This window comes from Campylobacter sp. RM12647, from assembly GCF_020138135.1.
Lineage (GTDB): Bacteria > Campylobacterota > Campylobacteria > Campylobacterales > Campylobacteraceae > Campylobacter_E.
Window position 1 is genome coordinate 125,432 of record NZ_JACGAS010000002.1, and the last position, 12,365, is coordinate 137,796.

A 12,365-nucleotide genomic window follows, 5' to 3' on the forward strand; every position below is an offset into this window, starting at 1 on the left:
AGGAATTAAAATGAAAGCTATATTGCTAAGCGTTGCTTTATTGTTTTTTACAGCTTGTTTTGATAAGAAAGAAGATAAAAAAGAAGAAGAAAGCGAACAAATTACTCAAGTTGAAGTTAAAAAAGAACCTGATTTTAATAGACTAATTAAATTCTCTTTAAAATTTTATAATAGCGATGAGATTTTTGAAATTAAAAGAATTAATAATGATAATAAAGACTTAGAATTTACTTCAAATGATAAAATTATATTATTTAATTTCTTTACTACTTGGTGCCCACCTTGCAAGGCTGAAATTCCACACTTAAATGATTTAGCATTAAAATATAAAGATAGATTAAGAGTTATTGGTGTTTTATTAGAAGATAAAAGTGATGAAGAAATAGCTAAATTTATTAAGGATAATGGTATTAGCTATGATATTGTTACAGGTGATAATAATTACACATTTTTAAAAGTTTTAGGAGAAATTAACGGCATTCCATATATTGCTTTATACGACCAAAATGGTAAAAACATAAACAACTATCTAGGTGCAGTTTATGAAGAAATGCTTGATATTGATATTCAAAAGGTTATGAAATAATGTTAGATTTTTTAAAAAAAGGCTTAGCAAAAACACTTGAAGCTATAAATCAAGTAAAACCAAAAAACGAAAAAATAAGTAAAGATTTATTAGAAGAAATGCTAGTAAATGCTGATATTACTTATGAAATAGTAGAAGAGATTTTATACTACTTACCGCCTAAAGATATAGTGCAAAGAGCAGATTTAGAAAGAGTAATGAGCTCATATTTTATGTATGAAAATCCTAATTCAAATTCTAATGATAAACCATTTGTAGAATTGATATTAGGTGTAAATGGAGTAGGAAAGACTACAACCATAGGAAAATTAAGTAATTTTTATAAAAATCAAGGCAAAAAAGTTTTACTAGGAGCTTGTGATACTTTTAGAGCAGGTGCAATTATGCAACTTGAACTTTGGGCTAGTAAGAATAATTGCGATATTGTAAGCACTAAGCAAGGGCATGACCCAAGTGCAGTTGCATTTGATACCATTACAAAAGCACTTAGCAAAGGTTATGATAATGTGATTATTGATACAGCAGGAAGATTAGAAAATAAAAAAAATCTAGCAAATGAACTAGAAAAAATAATAAGAATTTCATCTCGTGCTTATGAAAACGCTCCACATAGAAAAATTCTAGTCCTAGATGCAACTCAAGGAAATAGTGGTATTAATCAAGCAAAAGTTTTTAATGATTTAGTAAAGCTTGATGGAGTAATTATTACTAAACTTGATGGAACAAGTAAAGGTGGTTCATTATTTGCAATCGCAAGAGAATTAGAGCTACCAATTTTATATTTTGGATATGGAGAAGGTGCAAATGATATTGCTCCTTTTAAAGCAAATGAATATTTAAAGGTTCTTTTAGACGGAATTTTTAACAATGGCTAAGAAAAAATCAAGCCTTTATGAATGCCAAGCTTGTGGTAATCAGCAAATTAGATTTTTAGGCAAATGCCCTGAATGTGGGGCATTTAATTCATATTTAGAATTAAATCAAACTCAAATTGAAGTATTAAAAAACGAAATAAAACCAAATTCAAATAAAGCAGTTAGCATTAAAGAAGTTTTAATTGAGCAAGTTGATAGATTTTCAACTTATGATAAAGAGCTTGATTTGGTTTTAGGTGGTGGGCTTGTTGTAGGCTCATTAGTTTTACTAGGTGGCTCTCCTGGCGTTGGAAAATCAACTTTACTCTTAAAAACCGCTGCAAACTTAGCGAAAAATGGCAAAAAAGTCCTTTATGTTAGTGCTGAAGAGAGTAAAAGTCAAATAAAACTTCGTGCAAATAGATTAAATGCTAATGAAGATAATTTGTTTTTATTAACTGAATTATGTTTTGAAAATATTAAAAATGAAGTTTTAAGCAATAATTATGAAGTCTTAATTATAGATAGTATTCAAACTATTTATTCAGAAAATATAAGTTCGTGTGCTGGTTCAATCACTCAAGTAAGAGAGCTTACATTTGAGCTAATGAAACTAAGCAAAAGCAATAATATTAGCACATTTATAATAGGACATATCACTAAAGAAGGCTCAATTGCAGGACCTAGAGTGCTTGAGCATATGGTTGATGTGGTGCTTTATTTTGAAGGTGATGCTAGTAAGGAATTAAGAATTTTAAGGGGCTTTAAAAATCGTTTCGGAAGCACTAGCGAAATAGGCATTTGGCAAATGAGTGAAAATGGACTTATAAGTGCAAACAATATTAAAACTAGATTTGTAGGTAAAAATCATGCAGGAAGTGCTCTAACTATTATTTTAGAAGGTAGCAGAGCAATTACTCTTGAAGTTCAGGCTTTAGTATGCGAAAGTGCTTATGCTAAAAGAAGTGCAACTGGATTTGATAGAAATAGACTTGATATGATTTTAGCCTTGCTTGAGAGAAAATTAGAAATTCCACTTGCAAGATATGATGTATTTATAAATATTAGCGGTGGGATAAAAGTTAGTGAAACTGCTGCTGATTTAGCAGTTGCGGCTGCTATAATATCTAGCTTTAAAAATAGAGTTTTAAGCAATGAGAGTGTATTTATTGGGGAGCTTAGTTTAAATGGTGGAATTTGCGAAGTTTTTAGCCTTGATATTAGACTTAATGAAGCAAAAAATCAAGGCTTTAAAAATGCTATAATTCCAAATAAAAGTAATTTTAAAGGTATTAAATGCTTTGTAGCTAATGAGTTAGCTCAAGTTTTAGAATGGATGTAAGTATGAAAAAAGCTTTTACTATGATTGAATTATTAGTTGTTATGGTTGTTGGTGCTATACTTAGTGCGGTTGCTGTTTCTAAAATACATACAAGTGAATTAATAGATGCTGCTAGAAGTATTGCAAACGATATTAGATATACAAAAATTCTAGCGTTAGGAGATGACGCTTATGATGGAACAAATAGTTATCATAATAAATATTATCGTTTTACAATAGCTTCTAATAAGATTTATAAAATTAGTAAAGTTGAATATAACTCAAAAGGAACAACACCAGTTTTAACAGAATATGCTGAAGATTTTTTAAATCCTGATAAAAGAATATGTGATTTTGAAAAAGATGAAGCGTGTGCTACAAGAACAGCTATTCTTAAAATTAAAAAATATAATATAACATTTACCCCAACTACACCAACCACAACTCCTGCTAGTGGTCTAACGCCAACTGATACTATTATATTTAATGAATTAGGAGAGCCTTTAAACTTTAATCAAAATCCAAGTGGTTTTAAAATAGAAATTTCAAAAGGTAGTGATATAGCTTGTATTTATGTAGAACAATATTCTGGATTTGTACATATTGACAAAGCTGCGTGTAAGTAAAAAAGGTTTTACTTTAATTGAATTAGTTTTAGTTTTAGTTGTTGCTGGAATACTCTCAAGTATAGCAATATCAAAAATCAATTCAAATTCTTTAATCCTAGCAGCTAGGAGTTTATCTCAAGATATTTATATACTTCGTGATTTAGCACTAAATTACGATGTATATGATTATACGACAAATTACGATAAATCATATTGGCAAATATATTTTCATTGTGTAGCAAATACAAAAACTTCATATAACAAATATAAATGCAATCATCAAGAATTTGGATATAGTATTTTTAGCGATAGCATAGGTTCTAGCTCATCAAATCCAGATGCAAATGAATTAGCAAAAGATTTATTTGATAAAACAAAACTAATTGGAGCTAGATATGCAGGAATAAGTATAGATGATAATTTGCTTACAACAAGGACAAATCTTACAAAAAGCTTTGGAATAACTAAAATTGATGTATTTTATAATCTAAATAATAAATACAAAAAAACTCACAGAATAATGGTAAATGAATTAGGAGAATTATTTGCAAGTTCATATACTAATAAAACAAAAACTTATAATCTAATAAAAGCTAATTCATATATTATTAGACTAAGCAAATCAACTAATATAGACCAAAATAACTCAATATGTATTGTAATAAATAATGTAGGTTTTACAACAATTCCTAAAAATAATAACGGACAACTTATTTCTAATATCAAAAAGCCTATATATTGTCATAATTTATAAATTACTAAAATATAAAAATACAAATATAGAATTAACATTTTTTAAAAAGGAGATAATATGAAAAAAATTTTATCAACACTAATATGTGTAATCAGCCTAAACGCACAAAACTTCATAGGTGCTGATTTTATGGTAGGAAAAGCTAAAGATTACGGGCTTAATTTAAGCGATAATGGTATTTATCAAGGAAGAATTTTTATAAATTCTTATAAACTTAGTAATTATGATAATGATTTTGTTTTTAGTGCAGATTTAAGCATTCACGACTTTGATTCAGAATATAAAAATAATATAGAAAGTGGCAAAATTTCAAGCACTTATACTGCTGTTAATGTATTAGGTGGTATTGGATTTTTTAATAATAATGTAGGAGTTAAATCAGGCTTTAATATCTTAGGTGGCTTAGGTCATGAAAAAATCAAAAGCAAAACTAATACTAAAGATTTAGTAGCTAATACTAATTTAATCAAATTAGGAGCTAGCACTATGAATATTTTTGATGAAGGATTAGTTGTTGAAGCTAGTGCTTTTGCAAAATTTTATTTAGATAATAAAAGAGATAAATTATTTAACGAGCAACAAAAAAGACTAAATTATGAAGCAAATCTTATGCTAGGTTATAAATTCACTCGCAATTTAGACGGCTTTTATGCAGGAATTAAAGCAAGTTATACAAATGATGTAATAGCTAAAGGTATTAGATACGGAGTTAATTTAGGATATAGTTTTTAAGAATTTAAAACTAGGAATTAAAATTCCTAGTTTGAATATATTTTTACTAAATTAAGTGCTACTTCATAAGATTTTTCAAGTGATTTAACAGGTAAAAACTCAAATCTTGAATGAAAATTATGCGCTCCTGTGAAAAAATTCGGGGTAAAAAGACCCTTTACACTCAACGCACTTCCATCAGTCCCACCACGCATAGCAATTGTATTTGCTTTAATATTTGATAGTTCAAAAGCTTTATATAATTTATCTAAACTATCTTTATTATCATCGTTTAAAGCATCTTTTAGATTGTAATAAGTATCGCTCATTTCTAGTTTAAAACTAGCTTTTTTATATTTATTTTGCATAAAATCAACGCAAGTTTTAATGTATTCTTTTTTCTCTTCAAACTTAGCTTTATCGTGGTCTCTTATATTTAAACACACACTAGCTTCGTTTTGATTTGAGTGCATTTCATTTATCCAAATATAGCCATCTTTATCTTTTGTATTTTCAGGGGTTTGCAATCTATCAAAAAGATTTATAAACTCATTTGCTAATAAAGTTGGATTTAGCATTATTTTATAAGCATTCATTGGGTGTGCTGAAACACCTATGATATTAAGCTTTGCACTTGCTGCGTTAAATGTCTCATACATTAATTCCCCAACCTCACAACAATCAATCGTATAAGGATGAGTTGTCCTAAAATCATCTAAATTAAGCTGCTTTGAGCCTAAAAGCCCTATTTCTTCATCAGGCACAAAAGCTAAAAATATATCAGGATGATTAATATCACTATTTTTAAGAGTTTTAATTAAGTTCATAATAACAGCAATTGCAGCCTTATTATCAGCTCCTAAAACAGATGAACCATCGCTAAAAATAATGTCTTCATTTAAATACTTCATAATTTCAGGGTGTTTAGAAATCTCTAAAACTGCCTTGCCTAAATCTAAATCCTTGCCTTCAAATCTTAAAATCTTAGGATTTACACAAGGACTAAGCCCAACATCAATAGTATCAAGATGAGCTACAAAACCTAAGCTAGTCTTAGTTTTATCACCAGCTAAAAGTGCGGTTAAAATGCCATTATCATTTAGCTTAATTTCGCTAAGTCCTAAATTCTCTAGCTCACTTTTTAATAATTTCGCTAATTGCAACTGCCCTTCGCTAGTAGGAGTATTACTCTTACTAGCGTCGCTTTGAGATGAGATTTTTACATATTTTATAAAGTCTTCTACCAACATATCTAACCTTTAAAATTATAAACATAAGTAGTATCAAATCCTAACGGAAGACCTAAAGCCCAGAATATAAATAAACTACCAACTAAAGCTATCCATAAAGCAATACCAAATGGAAGCATTAATGAACTAAGTGTTCCAACTCCTGTTTTTTTATAATATTTTTGACAATAACCAATCACTAATGGGTAAAATGGAAACATAGGTGTCATAACATTTACTGCACTATCACTCGTCCTATATGCTGCTTGAGTAAGTTCAGGACTAATTCCAAGTAACATTAACATAGGAACAAAAATAACGCTTAATATAGCCCATTTTGATGTAGCTGATGTAACAAAAATATTTAAAAAACTTGTAAATATAATCACTCCTAAAACGGTGAAAACTGAAGGCATATTCATACTCTTTAAAAACTCAGCTCCTGAAATTGCTAATAGAGTTGAAAGATTTGAAGTATTAAATACATATAAAAACTGCCCGCATACAAAACAAAATACAATAAAGGTAGTAAGAGTATTTAAACTACTAGCAGCCATTTTTGATAAATCACTTGATGTTTTTATAGAGCCACTGATTTTTCCATATACATATCCTGGAATTGCTAAGAATAAAAATACTAATGGAACAATAGCTTTCATTAAAGCCGCATCAGCACTAGTAAGTGAGCCATTAGCACCACGCATAACAGAATTCTCTGGGATTGATACAACAAATAATAATAAAGCCATAAATATAAATGTTAAAGTCGCTCCCCAATAAGCTTTATTTTCTTGTGAGCTTAATTTCTCATTTTCTAAATGAGCGATTTTACAATCACTATCAATAGGCATAGTTTTATTTAGCATAGGCTCAATAATTTTTGAGCTAACAAACCAACAAGCAGCAATTACGCTAAAGGTTGAAAAAATACTTAAAAAATAATTACATAATACATTTACGCTTATTTCAGGGTCAATTGTCCTTGCTGCTTTTTGAGTAAATTCTTGCATTAACGGATCAACTACACTTGGAATATAACTAGCACTAAACCCACCTGCAAGTGCAGCAAATGAAGTAGTAATTCCAGCTATTGGATGGCGACCTGCACTATAATACATAGCAGCTGCAATTGGCATTAAAAATACATAAGCACTATCTGATACTATATGACAAAATATAGAAATTAATATAACCACAGGAACAACAATGCTTTTTGGAACTATTCCTATCATTTTAATTAGTAATGCTCTAATATAACCACTGCCTTCTGCAATACTAACTCCTAAAGTAGCAACTAAAACTAATTGTAAAGCAGGAAAAGTTATAAAATTAACGCCTAATCTAACTATTAATTCAGTTAAATTATGAATTTCAAACATATTTTTAACTACAATTTTTTCGTGACTAACTGGATGAATATAAGAAAAGTCAATAAAACTTAATGCAAAACTTAAAATCATCACAATAAAAAATGCAATTAAAAAAAGAATTGTAATATCAGGTAATTTGTTTCCTAATACTTCAATTTTGTGTAAGATTTTTTCAAATCCATTTCGTTTGATTTGCTGGTTTTCTACCATTAAGGCTCCTTTTTGATAAAATGAAAGGACTTATGTTACAATAAAATCAGATTTTAAGCAAAGAAAATTAGCACTTTTATGTGTTAATGTAACTTTTCGTAACAAATATTAAAAAGGTGATTAAAAAAGATAAATAAGATGATAAGTGGTGCGGATGAGAGGACTTGAACCTCCACGCATTGCTGCACCAGATCCTAAGTCTGGCGTGTCTGCCAATTTCACCACATCCGCTAAGTGGTACGCCCAAGAGGATTCGAACCTCTGACCTACGGCTTAGAAGGCCGTTGCTCTATCCAGCTGAGCTATGAACGCACACTAAAAATAAAAGCTGTATATTATCCTAATAAAATTAATTTTTGCTTAAATTAAATTATATTTTTTATTATTTTATTTCTACCTGTATTTTTAGCCTCATATAAACACTTATCAACTCTTGTTATATATTCATCTAAAATATTATTAGCAAAATTATCTTCTATAAAAACTAAACCTATACTAACGCTAGTAGTTAAGCTTTCAACAGAAAATGTAGAATTTGAATACTCTATTCTAAAATTCTCACAAGCATTTTCAAAATCTAAAGCAGATACGTTATAAGCTAATATTAAAAATTCTTCTCCACCCCATCTACAAATCAAATCAGTATATTCTCCAAAATGCTTTCTCATTAAATTTGCACAATTTTTTAATACTTCATCTCCCACACTATGTCCGTAAGTATCATTTACTTTTTTAAAATAATCAACATCTATTAAAGCAATACTTACCTTACTTTTAATATTTAAATCTTCAATACTATCTATAAAACACCATCTATTCATAAGTCTTGTTAAATAATCAAAATTTGCACTTTTATCAAGCTTTTTATTTATATTTTGTCTATTTTCTAATTCAATATATATTTGTTTTCTTAAAACACTTGATACAATTACAAAAATAGTTGATACTACAATCCCATTAAAACAATTAAAATAGAATTTAGAACCATCGCTAAATAAATATAAAGGTATATCTAAAGAATAATCATTCACACAAAAAAAATAATACATTGCCAAATAATAAATAAGTCCGAAAGTCGCTATTAAATATATAATGTATTTTTTCCTATAAATACCTATATAAAAATAAGATATTATAGGTAATATATAATATTCAAACCCATAACCCCACCCAAGATAATAAATTGAGCTAGCAGAAAAAACAAAACAAGAAAAAAAAGTAACATAAATACAAGCATTAAAATTATTACTCTTAACAAATACTAACGATACTAAAAATAATCCAGCTAGCATAAAATACGTTAAAAACAAATAAGGAATATCATTAATTATCATTATTAAAGCATATACTAAATTAAAAACTAAAATACCTTTCATAATTTTTTCAGCTTGTAAAACTTCTACTAGTTCATATTTTCTTTTTTCAAAATCTATCATATTTGTCCTAAAACTATAGTTTCTACTTTATTTTTACCTGATTTTTTACCACTATATAAGGCATTATCAGCTTGAGATAGCATATAATCTATACTTTCAAGTCTTAAAGAATAACAAATTCCAAAAGTAATTGTAGTTTTCCTAGCATTATAACCATCTTTATGAGTATAGTTAGCAAAATCTTCCCTAATCTCATTCATTAGTTCTTCACTTTCATCTATGCTAAGACCTGTTAATAGCATTAAAAACTCTTCTCCACCCCATCTAGCTACATAACTAGAAGCTCTTTTAGATATTTTATCTTTAATGATTTTTGCTGTATTTTTAAGAACAATATCTCCAAAATTATGACCGCACTCATCATTTAAACTCTTAAAATTATCAATATCACCTAAGACAATTACCATAGAACGAATCTGGTCTTTTTGAAAATAATTATGATATATATGTAAAATTTCATTCATTGCACGACGATTTAAAATATTTGTCAAATAATCATAATCAGCTTTATTTTGTAATTTAATGCTTTCTTTTTCTAATATTTTACTTTCATTCTCATCAATACTATGCGTATAAAACGAATAAAAAATAATTACAGAAGTAATATTTATAACATTAAATACATATACAAAAACCATATATTCGCTTTCAAAATCAGGAACATCTTTTGTAATAATTATTGTAACTATAAATAAAATAATTTCAAAAATACCAATAATCAAAGGATATTTAGAACTGCTAAAGTCATGAACATAGCCAAGAGATAAAAGTGCTATCATAACTATTAAAAAACCATATCCTTGCCCTAAAATATATGTGCAAATTGAACAAGACAGCAAAACAGAAGCATGTGTAAAATAAACAGCAATATTATGATATTTGTCAATTTTTAAAATAAAAATCGTAGCTACTAAAGCAATAAAAGCTTCAATAAACTTAATATTAACCATAGGATAAAGACCTAGAAAATAAAACACACTCCCATAAGTAGTATGGGTTATTGTTAGTAAAATCATTGTGATTTTTACTAATTGTCTTATATTATCTATCTTTCTAAATTCATTCATCTTCTATACGCTTTGCTTCTATCCTATTTCTACCGCTATTTTTTGCCATATACAATAATTCATCAACTTTTTTAATATAATTATCAAAATTACTATATGAAAAATCGCCATTTACATGCAAACAACCAACACTAGCACTTATCGTAAAATCGCCAGCACAGAATTTATTATTTTTTAGCTCTTTTCTAAAATTATTACACGCTTCATAAAATTCTTCTTCACTGCAACCTAATGCAAATACTAAGAATTCTTCCCCGCCCCACCTAGCAATCATATCAGTATATCTTGAAAAATTAAGCTTTATGCAACTTGCAGTTACTCTTAAAACTTCATCTCCAACACTATGCCCATAAGTATCATTAACTTTTTTAAAAAAATCTATATCTATTAAAGCAAAATGAAAATTCTTTTTATATTGAATTAAATGAATTTTTTCCATAAAAGCCCAACGATTTAGCAAATATGTAAGCGGGTCTGTAGAAGCATTAATACTTAAAACTTCATTTACATTTTCTTTTGTCTCAATTGTTTTATAAACTTTAATTTTTAAAAAATACATAACAATTATAATTGTAAGACACGCAAATAAGCTATGAATAATATAAAATATGCCATTAATATTGTATCCAAGCACATATAATTGATTTTGTAAAGTATATTTATTAACTTCCATAAATATATACAATAATTCAAAAACTATACTCTCAAAAATTGCTAATGTATAGATAATTTTTCTATTTTCAAATTGACCGACATAACAAAAAGCTATACAAGGTATTAAAAAATATTGAGCTCCAAAACTCCAACCAAAATAAAGAACCATAAAAATAGCATAAACTATACAAACAAAATGCACCGTATATACTAAACTATTGACTTCTAATAAATCTAACTTTTTTAATGAATACAAATATATACAAGCTAAAAACAAATTAACAAACATAGGATAGTTATGACCTAACCAACCCATTAAAATAGATAATAAAAAATATAATGTTGAAAATATAATTAGTATATATCTAGCAATTTTTTTTGCTACAACTAAATCATCTTGATCTAAAAAACTTCCCATATCTAACCTAAATTAACTAACTTTACTCTATTTTTTCCAGAGTCTTTTGCACTATAAAGTGCTGCATCTGCTTTTGTTATCAATACATCTTTATTAATTAAATTTATAGAATAACTAACACCTATTGAAATAGTAACGCTAGTTTCATTTAAATTATCTTTAATTTGTAATTTTTCAATAGATTTTCTACTTTTTTCTAAAGAATTTAAAACATCATTGTAAGAGTAATTGCTAAATAGTATTAAAAATTCTTCTCCACCCCATCTAGCCACATAAGTATTTGTATTGTTTTCATATTCGTTTTTAAACACTTTAGAAACTTCTTTTAAAGCTAAATCTCCAAAATTATGACCATAAGTATCGTTTAAATGCTTGAAATTATCAATATCTCCTATTGCTAATGCTAAAGAATTTACTTCTTTATTTTTTAATTTTTCTAACATATTATCTAATATCTCATTCATAGCACGACGATTTAAAAGTGTGGTTAAATAATCATTTTCAGCTTTATATTGTAAGAATTCTTTTCTAGCATCAAGTTGCTTAATAATCTTGGCGTTTTCTCTATCATTTAGCCAAATATAAACTAGCAATGTAACTACCATAAATAAAAAATTAGCTATATTTATATATGGCATATAAGGATTTGGATAATTTGGAGTATCTTTTGTAATATAAAGCATTACAAAAAAAGCAGTCGCTTCTACAAGTCCTATACCTATTGGAACTAAGAAAGTATTGAAATTTTGTAAATATGCTAATGATAATAAAAGAACTATTATCATAGTAAAACCATAGCCCCATCCAAGATAATAAGTGCAATAACAACAAGAAAATAATATATCTAAATGCGCATATAAAGTAGCAATTGCATATCCCTTGTTTCTTATCAACACTACATAAGCTACTAATAAAGAAATAATAATTTGAATTAAGCTAGAAGGTAATAAGAAATATAGCCCCGTTAGAGTAAAACTAACAGCATATATAAGATGAACTAAGCCAATAATAACAACGGTAACTTTTATTATATATTCAAAATTATCAACTCTTCTAATCTCTTTCAACTTATTTTTCCTAAAACCATAAATCAAAAAATATTTTATAATTTAAACCTAAAATATTATTTAAAATTCCAAAACTTGGC

Annotated in this window: 12 protein-coding genes and 2 tRNA genes; 6 read left to right on the forward strand and 8 right to left on the reverse strand. The window is 27.5% G+C overall.

What is annotated here, in order from left to right; genetic code table 11:
• Positions 1–10 precede the first annotated feature (10 nt).
• From AVBRAN12647_RS01610 to AVBRAN12647_RS01635, 6 genes are read left to right on the forward strand one after another with little or no spacing between them, the layout of a single operon-like run.
• Entirely contained in the window at positions 11–586 is a 576-nt protein-coding gene (locus AVBRAN12647_RS01610) for a TlpA family protein disulfide reductase (RefSeq protein WP_214115921.1), read from the forward strand.
• Positions 586–1,461 carry a signal recognition particle-docking protein FtsY gene (ftsY, locus tag AVBRAN12647_RS01615; RefSeq protein ID WP_336614590.1) on the forward strand — a complete coding sequence of 292 codons (876 nt, stop codon included), beginning with the start codon at positions 586–588 and terminating at the stop codon, positions 1,459–1,461. Before AVBRAN12647_RS01610 ends, ftsY begins: the two co-directional genes overlap by 1 nt.
• A complete protein-coding gene (radA, locus tag AVBRAN12647_RS01620) occupies positions 1,454–2,782 on the forward strand; it encodes a DNA repair protein RadA (RefSeq protein ID WP_214115925.1) in 1,329 nt (442 codons plus the stop codon). Before ftsY ends, radA begins: the two co-directional genes overlap by 8 nt.
• Positions 2,783–2,784: 2 nt before the next feature.
• Positions 2,785–3,387 carry a pilus assembly FimT family protein gene (locus AVBRAN12647_RS01625; RefSeq protein WP_336614591.1) on the forward strand — a complete coding sequence of 201 codons (603 nt, stop codon included), beginning with the start codon at positions 2,785–2,787 and terminating at the stop codon, positions 3,385–3,387.
• Positions 3,365–4,123, forward strand: coding sequence for a pilus assembly FimT family protein (locus AVBRAN12647_RS01630; protein ID WP_336614592.1), 759 nt, complete (start codon positions 3,365–3,367; stop codon positions 4,121–4,123). The genes AVBRAN12647_RS01625 and AVBRAN12647_RS01630 overlap by 23 nt, the downstream gene beginning before the upstream one ends.
• 57 nt (positions 4,124–4,180) lie before the next feature.
• A complete protein-coding gene (locus AVBRAN12647_RS01635) occupies positions 4,181–4,855 on the forward strand; it encodes a hypothetical protein (RefSeq protein WP_336614593.1) in 675 nt (224 codons plus the stop codon).
• A 26-nt stretch (positions 4,856–4,881) separates the two neighbouring features.
• On the opposite strand, the gene pepT is transcribed toward AVBRAN12647_RS01635, so the two are convergent.
• The 8 genes from pepT to AVBRAN12647_RS01675 all read right to left on the reverse strand — a co-directional run bounded on the left by pepT (position 4,882) and on the right by AVBRAN12647_RS01675 (position 12,285).
• Positions 4,882–6,084 (reverse strand): peptidase T, encoded by a 1,203-nt coding sequence (gene pepT / locus AVBRAN12647_RS01640; protein ID WP_336614594.1) that lies wholly within the window; start codon positions 6,082–6,084, stop codon positions 4,882–4,884.
• Between the two features lie 2 nt (positions 6,085–6,086).
• Positions 6,087–7,643, reverse strand: a complete 1,557-nt coding sequence (locus tag AVBRAN12647_RS01645; RefSeq protein WP_214119721.1) for an AbgT family transporter — start codon at positions 7,641–7,643, stop codon at positions 6,087–6,089.
• 146 nt (positions 7,644–7,789) lie between these two features.
• A tRNA-Leu gene (locus AVBRAN12647_RS01650) sits at positions 7,790–7,874 on the reverse strand.
• Between the two features lie 4 nt (positions 7,875–7,878).
• A tRNA-Arg gene (locus tag AVBRAN12647_RS01655) sits at positions 7,879–7,955 on the reverse strand.
• Between the two features lie 53 nt (positions 7,956–8,008).
• A complete protein-coding gene (locus AVBRAN12647_RS01660; protein WP_214119720.1) occupies positions 8,009–9,079 on the reverse strand; it encodes a GGDEF domain-containing protein in 1,071 nt (356 codons plus the stop codon).
• Entirely contained in the window at positions 9,076–10,146 is a 1,071-nt protein-coding gene (locus AVBRAN12647_RS01665; RefSeq protein WP_214119719.1) for a GGDEF domain-containing protein, read from the reverse strand. Before AVBRAN12647_RS01665 ends, AVBRAN12647_RS01660 begins: the two co-directional genes overlap by 4 nt.
• Entirely contained in the window at positions 10,139–11,218 is a 1,080-nt protein-coding gene (locus AVBRAN12647_RS01670) for a GGDEF domain-containing protein (protein ID WP_214149722.1), read from the reverse strand. Before AVBRAN12647_RS01670 ends, AVBRAN12647_RS01665 begins: the two co-directional genes overlap by 8 nt.
• 2 nt (positions 11,219–11,220) lie before the next feature.
• Positions 11,221–12,285, reverse strand: coding sequence for a GGDEF domain-containing protein (locus tag AVBRAN12647_RS01675; protein WP_214115946.1), 1,065 nt, complete (start codon positions 12,283–12,285; stop codon positions 11,221–11,223).
• Between the last annotated feature and the right edge of the window lie 80 nt (positions 12,286–12,365).